This window comes from Mesorhizobium sp. WSM4310, assembly GCF_007003935.1.
Lineage (GTDB): Bacteria > Pseudomonadota > Alphaproteobacteria > Rhizobiales > Rhizobiaceae > Mesorhizobium.
In genome coordinates this window covers 191,296-209,871 of record NZ_VFTA01000001.1, presented here as the reverse complement: position 1 = coordinate 209,871, position 18,576 = coordinate 191,296, and the positions used below count along the sequence as shown (strand labels likewise).

Sequence of the window (18,576 nt, the reverse complement as noted above, 5' to 3'; positions counted from 1 at the left end):
GGGACACGAATGACCGGGAAATTGCCGTTCGAAGCACTGTCGGTGGAGACGCTTGCAACGCGCCTCGGCACGAACGCGGCGCTGTGCGCCAAGATCGGCAGGGACACGATACACTGGAAGGTACGCGAGGTCGGCGACGGCAATCTCAACCTCGTCTTCATCGTCGAGGGCGCCGGCGGCGCGGCCGTGGTCAAGCAGGCCCTGCCCTATGTCCGCCTGGTCGGCGACAGCTGGCCGCTGCCGCTGAAACGTTCCTTCTTCGAGTATCACGCGCTGACAAGGCAAGAGGCGCGCGCGCCGGGCTCGGTGCCGGCGATCTATCATTTCGATGAAGGCCAGGCGCTGATCATCATGGAGTATCTGGCGCCGCCACACGTCATTCTCAGGCGTGCCCTGATCGACGGGCGCCAGCTTCCCAACATTGCCAGGGATATCGGCCTGTTCATGGCCCGCACGCTGTTTCGCGGTTCCGACCTGTCGATGGTGGCCAAGGATCGCAAGGCCGATCTGGCGCTGTTCGCCGACAATGTCGAGCTCTGCGACATCACCGAGAACCTGGTGTTCTCCGATCCCTATTTCGACGCCAAGATGAATCGGCATACGCCGCAGCTCGACGGAGTCGTTGCCGAACTGCGCGCCGATCGCGACCTCAAGGTCGAGGCGCAGCGGCTAAAGCACATTTTCGCCGCCAATGCCGAGACATTGCTGCATGGCGATCTGCATTCCGGCTCGATCATGGTCACCGACACGGAGACCCGGATGATCGATCCGGAGTTCGCCTTCTACGGACCGATGGCCTTCGATGTCGGCATGCTGCTCGCCAATTTCTGGATGTCCTTCTTCTCGCAGCGTGGACATGAGGAGAAGGGCAAGCGCGATGCCATGCGCGCCTATCTGCTCGGGGTTACCGCAGAGACATGGGCGGTGTTCCGCGCCGAATTCTCGCATCTGTGGCGCACCGAGCGCAGCGGCATGCTCTATCAAAAAAGCCTGTTCGAGGATCAGGGCGACAGGCTGGGTGCGGAACAGGCGCTCGACCATGTGCTGCACCAGATCTGGACCGACCTGCTCGGCTTTGCCGGCATCGAGGTGCACAGGCGTATCCTCGGCCTCGCCCACAATGCCGATTTCGAGACCATTGCCGATGAAGAGCTTCGCGCCAGTTGTGAGGCAAAGGCGCTAAAATTCGGCCGTCACATCGCCGTCAACCGGCGCCAGATACACAGCATCGACGAGGTCAACACCCTGGCCGCGCTGATTGAACAGGAGAGCAGCATTTGAACGTCGGCGACCGCCACTACCGCACCATCTGGCTGAGCGATGACGGGCGTTCGGTCGAGATCATCGACCAGCGCTGGCTGCCGCATGATTTCCGCATCGAAACGATCGGCACGGTTGCCGGCATCGCCACCGCCATCCGCGACATGTGGGTGCGCGGCGCGCCGCTGATCGGCGTCACCGCGGCCTACGGCGTCGCCATGCAGATGGCGGATGATCCGTCCGACGCAGCGCTCGATGCCGTGTGGGAGACGCTGCACGAGACGCGCCCGACGGCGATCAATTTGCGCTGGGCGCTGGACGAGATGCGGCGCTTCCTCAAGCCGCTGCCAACGGAACAACGCGCCGCAGCCGCCTATCGTCGCGCCGCCGAGATCGCCGACGAGGATGTCGGACTGAACCGCGCCATTGGCGAGAACGGACTTGCCGTCATCCAGGCGATCGCGGCGCGCAAGCAGCCGGGCGAGACGGTCAATATCCTGACCCATTGCAATGCCGGCTGGCTGGCGACCGTCGACTACGGCACCGCCACCGCGCCGATCTATCTGGCAACCGAAGCCGGCATCTCGGTCCATGTCTATGTCGACGAAACGCGGCCGCGCAACCAGGGCGCCCAGCTTACCGCCTGGGAGATGGCCGGCCACGGCGTGCCGCACACGCTGATCGTCGACAATGCCGGCGGCCATCTGATGCAGCGCGGCGCGATCGACATGGTCATCGTCGGCACCGACCGCACAACCGCCGATGGCGATGTCTGCAACAAGATCGGCACCTATCTGAAGGCGCTCGCCGCCGCCGACAATGACGTACCGTTCTATGTCGCGCTGCCCTCGCCGACCATCGACTGGACGGTGCATGACGGGCTCGAGGAGATCCCGATCGAGCAGCGCTCAGCCGACGAGGTCTCGCTTGTCTGGGGTAAGACCGACAGCGGCGAGATCGCCCAGGTGCGCATCTCGCCCGACGCGACGCCGGCCGCGAACCCGGCCTTCGACGTGACCCCTGCGCGACTGGTGACCGGGCTGATCACCGAACGCGGCATCGCCAAGGCCTCGCGCGACGGCCTGAAGGCGATGTTCCCCGAACGAGCATAGCCCGACGCCGGCTAGTACAGCGGCTTGCTCATGTGCCCCGGTGTCGGCCACTTGTCGGTGATGCCGGGCTGCACCGGCCGCTCGAGATAGGTCGACAGCACCACATAGCTGCGCGTCGAGGTAACGCCGGGCGTTTCGTAGAGGCGAGCAAGCAGCCCTTCCAGCGCCCTCGTGTCTTCCGTGCGGACCTTCAGCAGCATGCAGGTATCGCCTGCGACGGTATGGATCTCCTCGACTTCCGGATATTGCGAAACCGCCATCAGCTCCGGGGTCTTGCCCCAGCCCCTGGTGTCGATATGCACGAAGGCGAGCAGCGGCTTCTTCACCGCCTTGGGGTCGATGATCGCTGCCGTGCCGCGAATGGCGCCGCTGCGCCGAAGACGCTTGACCCGCTCATGCGCTGCTGGCGGTGAAAGCCCGACCTGATCGCCGAGTTCGGCGTAGCTGACCGTCGCGTCGTCAACGAGAACGCTTAATATTTTTCGGTCAATTGCATCGACATCGCGGGGCGCCGGCCTGTTCTGCAGAATGCCATCTGTTTCTTCATCCATGTCGATAATCCTGATTGCCACGGAATTTAATACGGCCATTATGACGATATGTCGAACAGCAATCAAGCCACCGCCCTAGCAGCAGACGCCAGGCCGGCGATCCCGGCCCTCGCCTATCTGTTGACCGGATGCATCGCCGTGATCGGCTCGAATTCGCTGGTCCTGGGGCCCATAGCCCCGGCCGTGGCATCGTCCTTCTCGAGCAGCGTCCCGACCGTGATGATCGCGGCGGCCGCCTTTGGCCTCGGCACCTCGGCGAGCGCCCTGTTCCTCGCCCGTTACATCGACCGGCTCGGCGCCCGCCGGATGCTGCAAGGGGCATTGCTGTTGCTGGCCATTGCTCTCGTCGCCAGCGCGGCCGCACCGGTACTGATCATGCTTGTCGCGGCGCAATTCATCGCCGGCATCGCCGCCGGCGTCGCCATGCCGGCGATCTATGCGAGTTCGGCGGCGATCGCGCCGCCCGGCCGCGAAAGCGGCACCATCGGCGTGGTGCTGACCGGATGGACGCTCAGCATGGTGGCCGGCGTTTCGCTCTCGGCCGTGCTTGCTGATCTCGTGCATTGGCGCGCCGTGTTCGCCGCCGTCGCGGTGCTGGCAGTGCTGGCGCTGACCAGCCTCAGCATGACGTCGCTGAGCGACATCAGGAAGAGCGGCCCGGCACCAACGCCGCTGGCGGCGCTCGGCATTCCCGGCATTGTGCCGCTTCTCATCGCCTGCGCAGCCTTCATGACCGCCTTCTACGGTGTCTATGGCTATCTCGGCGACCACCTGCACAGCGGACTGGGCAAGCCGGTGAGCGCCAATGGCTGGGCCGCGCTCGCTTACGGCATTGGCTTCGGCACGGCTGCTCTCCTCGATGGCGCGATCGATCGCCTGGGCGCCCGCCGCGTCATGCCGTTCGCCTATCTTCTTGTCGCGGCCGTCTATGTCGCCATTGCCGCGACGAGCAACAGTTTCGGCCTGACGCTCGCCATGGTGGCTATCTGGGGGCTTGCCAATCATTTCGGATTGAATGTTCTGGTGATGCGGCTGGCGGCGCTCGATCCCTCACAGCGCGGTACGATCATGGGCCTGAACAGCGCCGTGACCTATCTCGCGGTCTTTATCGGCACCACCGGCTTCGGGCCGATCTATTCCGGCTTCGGCTTTGCCGTCTGCGCGATGGTTGCGGCGCTGCTGATGCTGGTTGCAGCAGCGGCTGCGGCGTGGCGCACGCGATAGAGCGGCTCTTCACAGAATTGCGCCAGTCGACAGAACGTGATTGGCCACCGGCCTGTCGCCTGGTTGACAGCGGCACCCCTGCCCTTCCATACAGAGGCGTTAATGTTCTCAGGGCGGGGTGAAAATCCCCACCGGCGGTAATGGTTTCGGCCAAAGCCCGCGAGCGCTTTCCGAAATCGGAAAGGTCAGCAGATCCGGTGTGATTCCGGAGCCGACGGTTACAGTCCGGATGAAAGAGAACGAAACGGAAAACGGACCGCTCCGGCGGGCCGGATTGCGTATCGTGCGTCCTGATTCTGGTTCGAAACGGAAGGATGGACCCATGAATCAGCATTCCCACAAAGACTATGAAACTGTTCGCATCGCCGTCATCCGCGCGCGCTGGCATGCGGATATCGTCGATCAGTGCGTCAACGCCTTCGTAGCGGAACTGGCCGGCATCGGAGGCGACCGGTTCGCCGTCGATGTCTTCGATGTGCCCGGCGCCTACGAAATCCCGCTGCACGCCAAGACCTTGGCTGAGACCGGCCGCTATGGCGCGATCCTCGGCACGGCTTTCGTCGTCAATGGCGGCATCTACAGGCATGAGTTCGTCGCCAGCGCCGTTATCGACGGCATGATGAACGTGCAGCTGTCAGCCGGCGTTCCGGTGCTTTCGGCGGTGCTGACGCCGCACAATTATCACGACAGCGCCGACCACCATCGCTTCTTCTTCGAGCACTTCACCGTCAAGGGCAAGGAAGCGGCCAGGGCCTGCGTGGAAATTCTCGCCGCGCGGGAAAAGATCGCGGCATGAAATCTTCCCGGCCGGGTGGAAATCGCGATAACACCCGGTAGTATTTGCGAAATACCGAGTTCGGGGAGGATGCCGGTGCAGACCAAGAAGATCATCAATGACGGCAACCGCGCCGTCGACGAAATGCTCGAAGGGATCCTCGCCGCGCATCCTCGCCACCTCAGGAGCGCGGACGGCAGCCCGCGCTCGATCATCGCCCGCGACGGGCCACGCCCCGGCAAGGTCGGGCTGGTGATCGGCGGCGGTTCCGGCCATGAGCCGACCTTTCTCGGCTTTGTCGGCAAGGGACTGGCGGATGCGGCGGCCATCGGCAATGTCTTTGCCTCGCCGCCGCCCGATCCGATCCTCGAATGCGCCAAGGCGGTCAGCGGCGGCGCCGGCGTCTTGTTCATGTATGGCAACTATGCCGGCGACGTGATGAATTTCGACATGGCGGCCGAGATGGCAGCGATGGACGACATCGAGGTGCGTACAGTGCTGACCACCGATGACGTCGCCTCGGCGCCGCGCGACCAGCGGCAGAAGCGCCGCGGCGTCGCCGGCAATTTCTTCATCTTCAAGGCCGCCGGTGCGGCCTGCGACCGGATGTTCTCCCTGGACGAGGTGGAGCGCGTCGCCCGCAAGGCCAACGACCACACCTTCACCATGGGCGTGGCGCTGTCGCCCTGCTCGCTGCCGCAGACAAGGCGGCCGAATTTCGAGATCGGCGCGGACGAAATGGAGATCGGCATGGGCATCCATGGCGAACCCGGCATCGCCCGCGGCAAGCTCGGGACCGCCGACGCGATCACCGACGAGATGCTGGACAAGATTTTCGCCGAGATGGCGCCGAAGCGCGGCGACAAGGTCGCGGTGCTGGTCAATTCGCTCGGCTCGACGCCGCTGATGGAGCTCTACGTCATGAACCGGCGGGTCAAGCAGCGGCTCGACGACATCGGCGTTTCCATCCACGCGACCTGGGTCGGCAATTACTGCACGTCACTGGAAATGGCCGGCGCCTCGGTGACGCTTTTTCATCTCGACGAGGATTTGCAGACCATGCTCGACCACCCCTGCGACTGCGCCATGTTCCGTGCCGGCTGACGAAAGAGCGTTCCCGTGACCATCGACACCGCTGACCTGAAAAGAATGTTCGATACGATCGCGGTGGCGATCGAGGCCGACAAGGACCGGCTCTGCCAGCTCGACGGCGTCATTGGCGACGCCGATCACGGCATTGCCATGGCGCTCGGCTTCAATGCCGTGCGCGATGCGCTGGCCTCGCTCGACCTCGCGGCGACCGAGCCGACGGCGTTGCTCAACACGGCGGCGAAATCGTTCCTCAACGCCGTCGGCGCGTCCTCTGGCCCGCTCTATGCGACGGCCTTCATGCGCGCCGGTGCTGCCGTCAAGGGCAAGGCGACGCTGGCGGACGCGGACTTCACCGCCCTGTTCCAGGCCATGGCACAAGGCATCAAGGATCGCGGCAAGGCCGAACCGGGCGAAAAGACGATGGTCGATGCCTGGCAACCGGCGGCCGAAGCGGCCGCCGCGGCCAGTGTAGCCGGCAAGACCTTGGCTCAGTGTCTCGAGGCGGCCCTTGCCGCCGCCGCGCGTGGGGCGGAAGCAACCAAGGACATGATTGCCGCCAAGGGCCGCTCCTCGCGGCTCGGCGAGCGATCGCTCGGGCATATCGACCCCGGCGCGGCGTCGGCCGTCACCGTGATCGGCGCGATGCGCAAGAGCTTGAGCTAGCGCTTCGCCGCATCGAGCCTGTCGATCGCCTGGACATTGCCGGCCGAGGGACCTTGTTCGTCGAACTCGGAGGCGAGCCACGTATCGACGATCGCCTTGGCCAGTTCGGGGCCGATGACGCGGGCGCCCATGGTGATGATCTGCGCGTTGTTGGATTTCGCCGCGCGCTCGGCCGAATAGGTGTCGTGGGTGAGCGCGGCGCGGATGCCCGGCACCTTGTTGGCCGAGATGGAGACGCCGATGCCGGTGCCGCAGAACAGGATGCCGCGATCGTTCTCGCCGTCGACGATGGTCTGGGCGAGTTTTTGCGACAGGTCGGCATAGTAGCCGGCCTGGCTGAGATCGCTGACCGTCAGGCCGGATTTGGTGGCAAGGTGGGCGGCGATGACGTCGAGCAGCGGTTTGCCGGCGCTGTCGGCTCCAATGGCTATTTTCATGGTTTTCCCTTTGCGGTTCGGATGGTTTCAGATCGCCGCCGAGGCGCGGCCGAGAATGTCGATGTAACCGTCCGCCTGCCAGGCGGAGCGGCCGATGAAGAGGCCGTCTATATTGGGCTGGCCGACCAGCTCGGCGGCATTGCCTGGATTGACGCTGCCGCCATAAAGCACCGGCGGCACCGACGGCAGCACGGCGCCGGCCACTGTCTTGATCAATGCCTGCTGCTTGTCGGCATAGTCCGCGCTGGCCGGAATGCCCTTGTCGCCGATCGCCCAGACCGGCTCGTAGGCGAAGAGGATTTTCGCGCCCTTCGCCTCGCCTTCAAGGAATTGCAGCGCGCCCTCGACCTGGGCGCCCAGCACGGCATCGGCCTGCCCGCTTTCGCGCTCGGCCAGCGTCTCGCCGACACAGATCAACGGGATCAACCCGTGCTTCACAGCCGCCGCCGTTTTCAGGCCAACCGTGCGATCGGTCTCGCCAAAATGCTCGCGCCGTTCGCTATGGCCGAGTTCGACCAGATCGAGCCCGCAATCCCTCAGCATCAGCGGCGAGATCTCGCCGGTCCAGGCGCCGGCGTCGGCCCAATGCATATTCTGGGCACCGACCTTGATATGCGTCGACGACAGCGCCTGCTTGACCTCGCGCACCGCCGTGAAGGGCGGTATGACGAAGGGCTGGATGCGGTCATCGAAACCGGGAATGAAGCCGGCCAGGCGCTGCGCGAAATCCAGCGCCTCGGCGAGCGTCTTGTTCATCTTCCAGCTTGTACCGACCCAGTAGACCACGCGTACTGCTCCTTAATTTTGCTGATCACGATCTCCCGATGCCGGGATCATGATCCCTTGTCGATGACCGTCAGCGAGACGCCGCCGGCATCCAGCACCGCGCGCACGCCCGGCTCCGGCGCGCGGCCGGTGAAGACCGCGTCGAATGCGCTGAGATCAGTCAGGAAATGCAGCGCCGTGCGGCCGAACTTGCCGTGGTCGACCAGCAGATATTTGCGGGTCGCCGCCGCCATCATCAGCCGCTTGGCCTGCACCACCTCCTGATCCTGGTGGAAGGCGGAAGCGCCATGGATGGCCGAAGACGACAGGAAGGCGACGTCGGCGCGCAGCGATTTGAGCGAAGCCTCGGCCAGCAGGCCGAAGAAGCCGTGGAACTTCTTGCTGTATTGGCCGCCGAGCGCGATCAGGTTGATCCCCCCGGCGCCGGCCAGTTCCTGGATGACGGCCAGATTGTTGGAGATCACCGTCAGCGGCCGCAGATCGGTGAGATGGCGCGCAATGCCTCCTGCCGTCGAGCCGTCATCGATGATCACCGTCTGGCCAGGTTCGATCATGGCCACGGCAGCCACCGCCAGACGCTGCTTTTCCTCGGTCGCCTGCTTCTGCCGGTAGCGGAAGTCGCTTTCGAACAGGCTGCTCGGCTGGATCGAAGCGCCGCCGCGCACCTTGCGCAGGAAACCGCTTTCCTCGAGCTCGTCGAGGTCGCGATGCACGGTCATCTTCGAGACGCCAAAGCGCAAGGCGAGATCGTCGACGCCGGCCTGACCGGCGTCCATCAGAAACTCCATAATGCCTTGCCGTCTGATGTCGCTCTTCATTGCCGCTGACCGCCAACGCCGAAGCGCGGCTGCTTGATCGGAGTTCAGAGATATAACAGCTATCGTCGCAAAAGTATCAAGTTTTCTGTGATAATGAGATGGATTCTTGGGATATTCCGCTTGCCCCGATCGCGGCGCTGTAACAAGAATTGCTGCCGGGACGGCCGGTGACGGTTGCGGTTGCGCGGAAATCCGGCCAGAAGCATCGGTGGGCTGGACGATGCGCGGACAGTCCGCAACCACCAGGTTTGAAACCAGATACGGGAGACTATTCGTTGGCTCGCATCACACTGAGACAATTGCTCGATCACGCCGCCGAATACGGCTATGGCGTGCCGGCCTTCAACATGAACAACATGGAACAGGGCCTCGCCATCATGGAGGCGGCGGAAGAGACCAAATCGCCTGTCATCCTGCAGGCAAGCCGCGGTGCGCGTGCCTATGCCAATGACGTGGTGCTGGCCAAGCTGATCGACGCGCTGGTCGAGATCCATCCCGACATCCCGGTCTGCATGCATCTCGACCACGGCAACAACGAAGCCACCTGCGTCACCGCGATCCAGTACGGCTTCACCTCGGTGATGATGGACGGTTCGCTCAAGGAAGACGGCAAGTCGCCGGCCGACTACGCCTATAATTCCGGCATCACCAAGCGCGTCGTCGACATGGCGCACTGGGGTGGCGTGTCTGTCGAAGGCGAGATCGGCGTGCTGGGATCGCTGGAGAGCGGCGGCGGCGAGCAGGAAGACGGCCACGGCGTCGAAGGCGCGATCAGCCACGACCAATTGCTCACCGATCCGGTGCAGGCCGAACAGTTCGTGCGCGACACCCATGTCGACGCGCTGGCGGTTGCCATGGGCACCAGCCACGGCGCCTACAAATTCTCGCGCAAGCCGGACGGCGCGGTGCTGGCGATGAACGTCATCGAGGAGATCCATCGCCGCCTGCCGAACATGCATCTGGTCATGCACGGTTCGTCTTCGGTACCGGAGGACCTGCAGGAGATCATCAACAAATATGGCGGCCAGATGAAGCCGACCTGGGGCGTGCCGGTGGAGGAAATCCAGCGCGGCATCAAGCATGGCGTGCGCAAGATCAACATCGACACCGACAACCGCATGGCGCTGACCGGAGCGATCCGCAAGGTGCTGACGGAAAACCCCAGCGAGTTCGATCCGCGCAAATATCTGACGCCGGCAATGGCCGCGATGCGCAAGCTCTGCAAGGAGCGCTTCGAGCAGTTCGGCACCGCCGGCAACGCACCGAAGATCAAGCCGCTGCCGGTCTCGGAAATGGCCAAGCGCTACAAGTCGGGCAGCCTCGACCCCAAATTCGGCTGAGTTCCGGGCGATTATCTGCTGAATTCAACGGGCAGGAGCCCCATCGGCCCCTGCCCGTTTTCTAACCGGCCTTTGGCAGAAGATCGGACCTGCCTGTCTCGATGAACGGCGCCCAGTAGTCGACGGACTCGCGGATCATGGCGACCACCTGATGGTCGACCGGCTCGCGCTCACGAAACGACAGTTCGAGGCAGATCTCGTTGTCGGTGCCGCCGCCGCGCCGCACCGTCTGCAGCAGTTTTTCAGGCGTGATGCGGCCGTCCCTGTTGTAGGCTGATGTGAACGGCCAATGGCCGCCCTTGTTCATCGACGACTGTTTGATGTGGATGATCGGCGATTTCGTGGGAAAGGCTTCGGCCCAGGCGTACGGATCGATGTCAGCCGGATTGCTCGAGGTGACGTCGCCATGGTCGATGTCGACCATCATCTCCAGCGGGATCGCCATACCTGCGGCGTCGATCGTACGCTGCAGCAGCCGGCAATTCTCGATGGTGTGGCCGAACTCGCGGCCAACCGACATCGGTTCCCAGAACAGATAGGTCAGGCCGGCCGCACGGGCGTGCTCGGCGACCTCGCGCCAGCAGTCCAGCGCGATGTCGAACAACCGCACGCGGCGCTGGGGGTCGTCAAAGTCGCGATGGGTGAAGATGGCGAATTGCGTGCCCATGCCACCGGCGCCAAGCTCGGCCGAGAGGTCGGCAAAGGTCTTGAACCAGTCAACATAGTAGCGGCGCACATCGGCGTCGGGGTGACCGAAATGATTGAGCCTGCCGTAAGGACCGGTCATGCCGGACGTGACACGCACGCCGGTGCGGGCGAGTGCGCCGCGAAACAGGCGGACGAATTTGACGATCGTCGCGGCGGGCCAGCCGGGATTGATGAATTCATGCGTGAGCTGCACGTCCCTTATGCCGATGTCATAGGCGATGGTGTCGATCAGGTCGTCCGGATCGGCGAAGCGATTGACCAGCGGATTGGTGTTGAGGGAGAGCGTGAAGGCCAAGGTCGCTATCCCTCCCCGACGCAAAGCAAGACATTGGAGCGGAATGCCGTCATTGCAGCGTCACCCCTTCGCGGTTGAGTTGCTGGCGGTATTTCTCGGCGTCCCAGTTCAGCAGTTCGGCGTTCTCCTTCGGACTGAGATAGTTGACGCGCGCAGCGCCATCGACGCGCGCGACGACGTCGGCCAGGCAACGCGCCATCGCTTCGGCGCCGGCATTGGCATCCCGGCGCATGAGCACACCCTTGCCGGGAAAGAGGATGGACGTCGGCGCGGCTCCAGTGCGGGCAACGACCGCCGCCGCGTCCTCGCCAGGGCCGGCGATCACCGAGCCGACGCCAAGGAAGATCACATGATCCGGGTAGAGGCTGCCGGAGGCGGCGATGCGGCAACTGGCGAGGTCGGTCGCAACGGCATGCGCGGCGGTCGAGGCCGGCAGCCGGTAGTCGCTGCCTGCGGCGAGCCTCAGCAGCGCATCGAGATCGGGGGGCGGAGCCGGGCGCGGCTGCCGTGCGAGCAGCCCGGTCACCCGTTGCAGCAGCAAGGCTGCCTCGGTGACCGTATCGGCAGCGACCACCAGGCCGTGATTGCCAAGCACGAGCACGTTGGCCGCGGGCTTCAGCCGCTCGGCGATCGCCTGCGCCAGCGGCAGGCCGGGTCGGCGATAGGGCACGAAGGCCCAGTCGAGGCCGCGCAGGCGCCCCTCCAGCAAGGCTTCGGCATTGGCCTGCACGGCGATCGAGATCGTCTCGACGCAATGGACGTGGACCACGATCTTCTGCGGCAGCAGCGCATGCACCGTCGTCTCGATGGAGGGCCGCAGCTGACGAGGGTTGAGGTCCGCCAGCGTGAACTGCCCCGCGGTCTCCGCCGCCGGGCTGCGATGCGCCACGGCATCGAGCAACGGCGCCAGCGCGACCGGCACCATGATCTCGTCGTCGCGCGCGTTCTTCAGCCACGTGCCCGACGCCTTTATCCACAGCACACCGGCCTGCTTGATGGAGGTGTTGCCGCCGGCACCCTGAACCAGCAACGGGTCGGCGCCGATGCTGGCCGACAAGGAGCGCAGCATGCGGAATTCCGTGGTGCCAGTATCGACGGAATGGACCATCAGCCTGCCCTCGCCAACCGGTTCGCGCACCAATGCTCGAAGGCCACCCTTTCCTCGGCGGACAGATGCAGGCCGTGCTTGGTGCGACGCTCGAGAATATCGGCTGACGTCACGGCCCATTCCCGGTCGAAGAGATAGGCGGCCTCGCGCTCGAAGAAATCCTTGCCGAAGCAGCGCCCGAGCTCATCGAGCGAACGCGCCGCGCCAACCAAAGCCCGTGTCCTGGTGCCGTAGAGCCGGCCGTAATGCTTCAGCAGAGATGCCGGCATCCAGGGATATTCGCCTCCGAGATCGCCGAGGAACTGTTCGAAATCGGCATTGGCGATATCGCCGCCGGGCAGATGCGCCTTCGCGGTCCAGGGCTTGCCCATTTTGGGAAAGAACGGCGCGATCCTGTCCAGCGCATGCTCGGCCAGTTTGCGGAAGGTGGTGATCTTGCCGCCGAAGACGGAGAGCAGCGGCGCCTGTGCGTCCGGCGCGTCGAGCTCGAAAATATAGTCGCGGGTCACGGCACTTGGGTTGTCGGCATTGTCGTCATAGAGCGGCCTGACGCCGGAGAACGAATAGACGACATCGCCGCGCCCAAGGCCGCGCTTGAAATAGCGGTTGACCACCTTGATCAGGTAATCGATCTCGCTCTCATCCGCCGCCACGTCCTCGGGCCGGCCCTCATAGGGAATGTCGGTGGTGCCGATCAGAGCGAGATCGTTCTGATAGGGGTTGATGAAGATCACGCGCTTGTCGCTGTTCTGGATGAGATAGGCTTGCCGCCCCTCCCAGAATTTCGGCACGACGATGTGGCTGCCCTTGACCAGGCGTACGTTGCGCCTGGAGTTCTGGCCGGCAACGCGGTTGACGATGTCGTTGACCCAGGGGCCGGCGGCATTGATCAGCGCGCGCGCCCGAACCACCGTCCTGATACCCGTCCTGCCCTCCTGCATCTCGACAACCCACAGGCCGTTCTCGCGGCGGACGGCGGTGCAGGCGGTGCGCGTGAAAACCCTGGCGCCCCGCTCCGCGGCGTCGAGCGCATTGATGACGACGAGGCGGGCATCGTCGACCCAGCAGTCAGAATATTCGAAGCCGCGCCGGAAGGCATCCTTGATCGGCGCGCCCTCGGGCGCGGTGCGCAGGTTGAGCGTTCGAGTCGCCGGCAGCCGCTTGCGGCCGCCGAGATGGTCGTAGAGGAACAGGCCGAGCCGCACCAGCCAGGCCGGCCTGTCGTCGGGGCTGTGCGGCAGCACGAAGCGCATCGGCCAGATGATGTGCGGCGCCGATTCCAGCAGCACCTCACGCTCGATCAGCGCCTCCCGCACTAGGCGGAACTCGTAATATTCGAGATAGCGCAGGCCGCCATGGACGAGCTTGCCCGAGCGCGAACTGGTGCCTTCGGCGAGATCGTCCTTTTCGCACAGGATGACGGAAAGGCCGCGGCCCGCTGCGTCGCGGGCGATGCCGGCGCCATTGACGCCGCCGCCGACAACGAAGAGGTCGACGATTTCAAGGCCGCCGTTCATGTCGCCGTAGCCTCGATGCCGGTTTCATGCGTCATGGCCACTGCCTCAGCACGGATTGACCGGAGGCAGGCCGGCGAGGTAGCGGCGCACCTCTTCGGCGGCCTGTTCGGCGGCATAGGTGACGGTGCGCACCGAAGCGCCGGCGATGTGCGGCGTCAGCGTCACGTTGGGAAGCAGCAGCAAGGGCCAGTCCGACGGCACCGGCTCGACGGCGAACGTCTCCAGCATGGCGCTGGCGATCTGCCCTGAAACCAGCGCCTCGTAGAGCGCGTCATAGTCGACCAGCGGCCCGCGCGCGGTGTTGATGAGAATCACGCCCGGTTTCATCAGCGCGATGGTGTCCTTGCCGATGAGGCCGCGCGTCTCCTCGGTCACCCGGGGATGCAGCGTGACCACGTCGGAGCGGACGAGCAGATTGTCCAGAGCGACGAGTTCGACACCGGCATTGCGGTCGTCGGCGCTCAACTGCACATAGGGGTCGCAAACCAGGACGCGGCAGCCGAAGGCGCGCAGCAGCCGAACGACCTTGGTGCCGATGTTGCCGTAGCCGATGACGCCGACGGTCATCTCACTGAGCTCGCGGCCGGTGCGGTCGGCGCGGTATAGGTCGCCGCGCCATTCGCCCTTGCGCAAGGCCTCGTGGCCGACCCGGATCAGCCGTGTCTCGGCCAGGATGGCGCCAAGGGTGAACTCGGCCACGGCACTCGCGTTGCGGCCGGGCACATTGACCACGGTGATGCCTTGCGCCTTGGCCGCCGCCATGTCGATGTTGATCGGTCCGCCGCGCGAGACCGCGACCAGTCTAAGCGTCGGCAAGCGCCGCATCATGGCCTCCGACAGGGGCGCCAGCTGGGTGACGAGGATCTCGGCATCGCCGATGAAATCAACGACCTCGTCGGGATGGCCGAAATACTCCTTGACCTTGTCGAGGCCGAGCGCCGGATCGCCGAATTCCATCGGTTCATCGGGCCAGGCCGTCTGCAATGTCCTGATATCCAGGTCGCCACGCGCGACCTTCTCGATTTCGGCGCGAAACACCTGCGGAAGCATGAAGTTGTCGCCAATGATCGCTATTTTCTTACGCATACTCGACTTCTCAATTTGCCTGCACTGAAGCCATCGCGCGCCAGACAGGCCGCAACGCCTGATGCGCCAACATGTAGGACGGGGTCATCTTGTCGTAGATCGCGGCAAGGTTCCGGTCGCTCGGCTCGGCCTCGCCCAGCAGCGGCGTCACCCATTCGCCGACGCACGCGTCCATGGACGGGTAGAGACCCACGCAGACCGCGGCGATCATCGCCGCGCCCGCGGCGCCCGCCTCCTCGCGCGCGCTGGTGCGGATATCGGCCCCCACCGCCGCCCCCAGGATCTTGCGCAGCGCCGGGCTTCTGGCGGCGCCGCCGGTGAGGCGGACTTCGCGCGGCAGCGGCCCCATGGCCGCGTAGCAGTCGCGTGCCGCGAACGCCAAGCCCTCGAAGACGGCGCGGACAAGGTCGGCATAGCCGTGCCGCGAGGAAATGCCGACGAAGCCGGCCCTGGCATTGGCATCGACGAATGGCCCCCGCTCACCGGCTTCCGACACATAGGGCTGATAGAGCAGCGAGGCCGGCTGCGCGGCCGCGATCCAGGCATCGACCAGCGCGATCATCTCGCCATTGCTGCGCGAAATGCCTTGCGAGGCGAGAATACCGGATGCAAGCCCAAGCACCCAATCAATGTTGAGCGTCGCCGCCATGTTGGATTGCATCTGCGCGAACACGCCGGGCGCCGGCATCGCCATCGTATAACCGGTCGCCGCTTCGTTCAGTTGCACGTCGTCAGGGGTTGCGGCCAGCCGCATATGCATGCCGGTGGAACCGATGATCGAGCAGCCGGGCTTGCGCTCGCGGTCGAGCAGGCCGGCGCCGAGCGCGGTGCAGACGACGTCGACATAGCCGAGCACGACCGGCGTGCCAGCCACCATGCCGGTGGCATCGGCTGCTGCCTGCGACAGAGCGGTGCTGTGCCTGGTGCCATCGACGATCGGCGGCAGCAGATGTCTCAGATCGGTGACGCCGAGCACGTCGAGCACATCGTCGCTGTAGTCGCGGGTGTGGAAATCGCCGAAAGTGAAGGTGCCCTCGGACGGATCGGTGGCGCGTTCACCGGTCAGCTTGAAATAGAGCCAGTCCTTGCAATGGAATGCCGTTGCCGCCTTACCAAGCATTTCGGGCATGGCGCGCTTCATGAAGACGAATTGCGAACCCTGCTGGCAGGCGGCGAGCCCGCTGCCGGTCTTCTCGAAGCGAAGCCGGTCCTCGGGCCGCGCGCGGATTTCCTCGACGATGGCCGCGGCGCGCGCGTCGAGCCAGAGCCAGCCTTTGGCGACCGGCTCGCCCTTGTCGTCGATCAGCCAGGTGCCGTCGCCCTGTCCAGTGACTGCTATCGCCACCGTCCGGTTGGCCAGATTGGGCACTTTGTCGGCGAGCTGTCGCAAGGTCGTGGCGGCATCGCCCCATGTGCGCGCCAGATCCTGTTCGGCGCCGCCGCCCGGCAGCGTTTCATAGTGGTTGGGCAACGCGGCGGCGGCAATCTGCCGGCCCGACGTGTCGAAGGCGATGGATTTGATGACGGAGGTGCCGGCGTCGATGCCGATCAGGATGTCGCGCATCAGGCAAGCTCCATGCCGTGCGAGATCGCCTTGCCGCTCGCCTGGTCGAAGACATGCAGGTTTTTCGGATCGATGGTGACATTGATCGGCGCACCCAGATCGAGGCGGGTGCGGTCGTGTTCGACCAGGACCAGCGAACCGCCGGCGAAGTCGGCGGCGATGTGGGTCTGGTCGCCGAGCCATTGGTTGGCCGAGACCCTGGCGGGAACACCCTCCTTCGAGCGTCGGACCGCGTAAGGCCTGATGCCGATAACCACCCGCTCGCGACTGAGCAATTGATCGCGAACCGCAGCGCTGAAGGCGTCCTTGTCGTAGTCGAGCGACAGGCCGTCGGGCAGCTTGAGATTGATGCGGCCGGCGGCGGTTGCGACATAGGCCTCGAAGACGTTCATCGGCGGCTCGCCGACGAAGGTGCCGGTGAACAGGTTCGCCGGGCGTTCCTTGATCTGGTCCGGCGTGTCGAACTGCTGCAGCACGCCGCCTTCCATCACCGCGATGCGGTCGGCAAGCGCATTGGCTTCGGTCTGATCGTGAGTGACCAGGATCGCGGTCAGGCCGCGCTCCTTGATGAAGTGCTTGATACGGCCGCGCAGCACGGCGCGAAGCTGCGGTTCGAGCTGTCCCATCGGCTCGTCCAGCAGATGCAGGTCGGCCTCGCGGATCAGTGCCCGTCCAAGGCTGGCGCGTTGCTGCTGGCCGCCGGAAATCGAACTCGGATAGCGCTCCAATATGTCCTCGATCTCGAGCAATTTGGCGATGCTGGCGACCTTGGCGTCGACCTCGCTTTTCGGCAGCCGGGCAGCCTTGAGCGCAAAGGCCATATTCTCGCGCACGGTCAGCGGTGGATAGAGCGAATAGCCTTCGAAGGCCATCGCCACATTGCGCTTGACCGGCGGCAAGGTGTGCACCCGACGGCCACCGACCGAGATGGCGCCGCGCGACACCTCCTCGAAACCGGCAATCATGCGCAGCGTCGACGTCTTGCCGCAGCCGGACGAGCCAAGCAGGGCGACGATCTCGCCCTTGCCGATTTCCATCGTCAGGTTCTTGACCGCATGCACGCCGCGATCGATCGGGCCGTAAAATTTGTCGACACCTGAAATGGTGAGCGCGCTCTGGCTCATGCGGCTTCTCCATTGCGCAAGGTGACGACGTTCTTCGAACCGAGGCGGTCGCCGCTGGCGTGATCGAACAGCAAGGCGCTCTTGCCGTCGACGGCGATATGGACCTTGCCCTCGCTGCGGCCCGGCGTTCCGGCCGGGCGCGAGACCAGGATCTCGCGGCCGCGCACGGTGCGCACAAGCGTGACGATCTTTTCGTTGAGCGGCGTCTCGGCCTCGACCGTCACCGGGATGGCGCCCGGGATACCCTCCTCGACGAAGCTCAGCGCTTCCGGCCGCAAACCGATGACGCAATCGCGGCCGACCGCCGCGTCGTAAGCGCCGGCCAGATGGACCTGGACGTTGGACAGGCCGACATAGATCCCCCTGGTATCCCGCGCGGGCTTCACGTCGAGCAGATTGATGGTGGGGTCGCCGAACAGCCGCGCGATCTCGATATTGGCCGGTTCGCGATAGATCTGCTCGGGCGTGCCGAGCTGCCGGATGACGCCCTGTGACATGACGGCAATGCGATCGCCGAGTGCCATGGCTTCCTTGTAATCCTGGGTGACGTAGACGACGGTGGCGCCGCGATCGGCAAGCAGGCGCGGCAGTTCGAGCCGCATCTCGAAACGCAGCTTGGCGTCGACATTGCGCAAGGGGTCGTCGAGCAACAGCAGCGGCGGCGAACCGACCAAAGCGCGGGCAAGTGCCGTGCGCTGCTTCTGGCCATTGGAGAGCGCGCGCGGCTTGTGCGAGAGCACATGGGCGATCTTCAACAGCTTGGCGACGCTTTCGACGCCGGCCTTTATGGCGCCTGGCGAGGACCGCTTGGCCTCCAGAGGCGTTGCGATGTTGTCGAACGCACTCATATGCGGAAACAGCGCGAAATTCTGGAACGCCATGCCGACGCCACGGAATTCCGCGTCGACATCGGTCATGTCGTCGCCGCCGATGAAGATCTTGCCCTCATCCGGATCGATGACGCCGGCGACCAGGCGCAGCAGCACCGTCTTGCCGGCGCCGGACGGGCCGAACAGGACAAGGGTCTCGCCGTCGGCAACCGTCAGCGACAGATTGTCGAGGACGGTCTGGCTCTTGTAGCGCTTGACGATGTTTTTGAGTTCGAGGCTGGCCATG

General features: G+C 64.8%; 18 protein-coding genes and 1 riboswitch. Of the genes, 7 read left to right on the top strand and 11 right to left on the bottom strand.

Annotated elements, in window-relative coordinates; all coding sequences use genetic code 11:
- Positions 1–9 precede the first annotated feature (9 nt).
- Together mtnK and mtnA are read left to right on the top strand one after the other, a co-directional pair.
- The gene (mtnK, locus tag FJV80_RS00990) at positions 10–1,281 is read left to right on the top strand and encodes an S-methyl-5-thioribose kinase (RefSeq protein WP_142875329.1); all 1,272 of its coding nucleotides are present in this window, start codon (positions 10–12) and stop codon (positions 1,279–1,281) included.
- Positions 1,278–2,372, top strand: a complete 1,095-nt coding sequence (gene mtnA, locus FJV80_RS00985; protein ID WP_142875328.1) for an S-methyl-5-thioribose-1-phosphate isomerase — start codon at positions 1,278–1,280, stop codon at positions 2,370–2,372. Before mtnK ends, mtnA begins: the two co-directional genes overlap by 4 nt.
- 11 nt (positions 2,373–2,383) lie before the next feature.
- Here mtnA and FJV80_RS00980 read toward each other — a convergent pair whose 3' ends face one another.
- The gene (locus FJV80_RS00980) at positions 2,384–2,923 is read right to left on the bottom strand and encodes an Lrp/AsnC family transcriptional regulator (RefSeq protein WP_142875327.1); all 540 of its coding nucleotides are present in this window, start codon (positions 2,921–2,923) and stop codon (positions 2,384–2,386) included.
- Between the two features lie 48 nt (positions 2,924–2,971).
- Between FJV80_RS00980 and FJV80_RS00975 the strand changes: the two genes are divergently transcribed.
- The 4 genes from FJV80_RS00975 to dhaL all read left to right on the top strand — a co-directional run bounded on the left by FJV80_RS00975 (position 2,972) and on the right by dhaL (position 6,677).
- Positions 2,972–4,147, top strand: coding sequence for an MFS transporter (locus FJV80_RS00975; RefSeq protein WP_142875326.1), 1,176 nt, complete (start codon positions 2,972–2,974; stop codon positions 4,145–4,147).
- 100 nt (positions 4,148–4,247) lie between these two features.
- A riboswitch (FMN riboswitch) is annotated at positions 4,248–4,392 on the top strand.
- A gap of 77 nt (positions 4,393–4,469) precedes the next feature.
- The gene (locus FJV80_RS00970; protein ID WP_142875325.1) at positions 4,470–4,943 is read left to right on the top strand and encodes a 6,7-dimethyl-8-ribityllumazine synthase; all 474 of its coding nucleotides are present in this window, start codon (positions 4,470–4,472) and stop codon (positions 4,941–4,943) included.
- 69 nt (positions 4,944–5,012) lie between these two features.
- A complete protein-coding gene (locus FJV80_RS00965) occupies positions 5,013–6,026 on the top strand; it encodes a dihydroxyacetone kinase subunit DhaK (protein ID WP_185973309.1) in 1,014 nt (337 codons plus the stop codon).
- Positions 6,027–6,041: 15 nt separating this feature from the next.
- Entirely contained in the window at positions 6,042–6,677 is a 636-nt protein-coding gene (dhaL, locus tag FJV80_RS00960) for a dihydroxyacetone kinase subunit DhaL (protein WP_142875323.1), read from the top strand.
- Here the strand turns inward: dhaL and FJV80_RS00955 are convergent.
- From FJV80_RS00955 to FJV80_RS00945, 3 genes are read right to left on the bottom strand one after another with little or no spacing between them, the layout of a single operon-like run.
- The gene (locus FJV80_RS00955; RefSeq protein ID WP_095791237.1) at positions 6,674–7,114 is read right to left on the bottom strand and encodes an RpiB/LacA/LacB family sugar-phosphate isomerase; all 441 of its coding nucleotides are present in this window, start codon (positions 7,112–7,114) and stop codon (positions 6,674–6,676) included. The two genes, dhaL and FJV80_RS00955, sit on opposite strands and share 4 nt — an antisense overlap.
- Positions 7,115–7,141: 27 nt before the next feature.
- Positions 7,142–7,900: a triose-phosphate isomerase gene (locus tag FJV80_RS00950; RefSeq protein WP_142875322.1), complete on the bottom strand. Its 759-nt coding sequence runs from the start codon at positions 7,898–7,900 to the stop codon at positions 7,142–7,144.
- Between the two features lie 47 nt (positions 7,901–7,947).
- Positions 7,948–8,718 (bottom strand): DeoR/GlpR family DNA-binding transcription regulator, encoded by a 771-nt coding sequence (locus FJV80_RS00945; protein WP_095791235.1) that lies wholly within the window; start codon positions 8,716–8,718, stop codon positions 7,948–7,950.
- 275 nt (positions 8,719–8,993) lie between these two features.
- Here FJV80_RS00945 and fba point away from each other — a divergent pair, with 275 nt between their 5' ends.
- Complete coding sequence (gene fba, locus FJV80_RS00940; RefSeq protein WP_095771163.1) at positions 8,994–10,058, top strand: class II fructose-bisphosphate aldolase; 1,065 nt, start codon at positions 8,994–8,996, stop codon at positions 10,056–10,058.
- 61 nt (positions 10,059–10,119) lie between these two features.
- On the opposite strand, the gene FJV80_RS00935 is transcribed toward fba, so the two are convergent.
- From FJV80_RS00935 to FJV80_RS00905, 7 genes are read right to left on the bottom strand one after another with little or no spacing between them, the layout of a single operon-like run.
- Positions 10,120–11,061 (bottom strand): TIM barrel protein, encoded by a 942-nt coding sequence (locus FJV80_RS00935; protein WP_095771164.1) that lies wholly within the window; start codon positions 11,059–11,061, stop codon positions 10,120–10,122.
- A 49-nt stretch (positions 11,062–11,110) separates the two neighbouring features.
- On the bottom strand, positions 11,111–12,169 hold the full coding sequence (locus FJV80_RS00930; RefSeq protein WP_179300969.1) for a class II aldolase: 1,059 nt from the start codon (positions 12,167–12,169) through the stop codon (positions 11,111–11,113).
- Positions 12,169–13,686, bottom strand: coding sequence for a glycerol-3-phosphate dehydrogenase (locus FJV80_RS00925; RefSeq protein ID WP_142875321.1), 1,518 nt, complete (start codon positions 13,684–13,686; stop codon positions 12,169–12,171). Before FJV80_RS00925 ends, FJV80_RS00930 begins: the two co-directional genes overlap by 1 nt.
- Before the next feature lie 45 nt (positions 13,687–13,731).
- Positions 13,732–14,772 (bottom strand): 2-hydroxyacid dehydrogenase, encoded by a 1,041-nt coding sequence (locus FJV80_RS00920; RefSeq protein WP_095786706.1) that lies wholly within the window; start codon positions 14,770–14,772, stop codon positions 13,732–13,734.
- A 10-nt stretch (positions 14,773–14,782) separates the two neighbouring features.
- On the bottom strand, positions 14,783–16,336 hold the full coding sequence (locus FJV80_RS00915) for an FGGY-family carbohydrate kinase (RefSeq protein ID WP_142875320.1): 1,554 nt from the start codon (positions 16,334–16,336) through the stop codon (positions 14,783–14,785).
- Positions 16,336–17,460 (bottom strand): ABC transporter ATP-binding protein, encoded by a 1,125-nt coding sequence (locus tag FJV80_RS00910; protein WP_142875319.1) that lies wholly within the window; start codon positions 17,458–17,460, stop codon positions 16,336–16,338. The genes FJV80_RS00915 and FJV80_RS00910 overlap by 1 nt, the downstream gene beginning before the upstream one ends.
- Positions 17,457–18,575 carry an ABC transporter ATP-binding protein gene (locus tag FJV80_RS00905; RefSeq protein ID WP_095771170.1) on the bottom strand — a complete coding sequence of 373 codons (1,119 nt, stop codon included), beginning with the start codon at positions 18,573–18,575 and terminating at the stop codon, positions 17,457–17,459. The genes FJV80_RS00910 and FJV80_RS00905 overlap by 4 nt, the downstream gene beginning before the upstream one ends.
- Between the last annotated feature and the right edge of the window lies 1 nt (position 18,576).

Coding starts and splice junctions, on each gene's coding strand:
- mtnK (WP_142875329.1), top strand. CDS start 10: ATGACCGGGAAATTGCCGTTCGAAGCACTGTCGGTGGAGACGCTTGCA.
- FJV80_RS00980 (WP_142875327.1), bottom strand. CDS start 2,923: ATGGATGAAGAAACAGATGGCATTCTGCAGAACAGGCCGGCGCCCCGC.
- FJV80_RS00975 (WP_142875326.1), top strand. CDS start 2,972: ATGTCGAACAGCAATCAAGCCACCGCCCTAGCAGCAGACGCCAGGCCG.
- FJV80_RS00970 (WP_142875325.1), top strand. CDS start 4,470: ATGAATCAGCATTCCCACAAAGACTATGAAACTGTTCGCATCGCCGTC.
- FJV80_RS00965 (WP_185973309.1), top strand. CDS start 5,013: ATGCCGGTGCAGACCAAGAAGATCATCAATGACGGCAACCGCGCCGTC.
- FJV80_RS00955 (WP_095791237.1), bottom strand. CDS start 7,114: ATGAAAATAGCCATTGGAGCCGACAGCGCCGGCAAACCGCTGCTCGAC.
- FJV80_RS00945 (WP_095791235.1), bottom strand. CDS start 8,718: ATGAAGAGCGACATCAGACGGCAAGGCATTATGGAGTTTCTGATGGAC.
- FJV80_RS00930 (WP_179300969.1), bottom strand. CDS start 12,169: ATGGTCCATTCCGTCGATACTGGCACCACGGAATTCCGCATGCTGCGC.
- FJV80_RS00925 (WP_142875321.1), bottom strand. CDS start 13,686: ATGAACGGCGGCCTTGAAATCGTCGACCTCTTCGTTGTCGGCGGCGGC.
- FJV80_RS00920 (WP_095786706.1), bottom strand. CDS start 14,772: ATGCGTAAGAAAATAGCGATCATTGGCGACAACTTCATGCTTCCGCAG.
- FJV80_RS00915 (WP_142875320.1), bottom strand. CDS start 16,336: ATGCGCGACATCCTGATCGGCATCGACGCCGGCACCTCCGTCATCAAA.
- FJV80_RS00910 (WP_142875319.1), bottom strand. CDS start 17,460: ATGAGCCAGAGCGCGCTCACCATTTCAGGTGTCGACAAATTTTACGGC.
- FJV80_RS00905 (WP_095771170.1), bottom strand. CDS start 18,575: ATGGCCAGCCTCGAACTCAAAAACATCGTCAAGCGCTACAAGAGCCAG.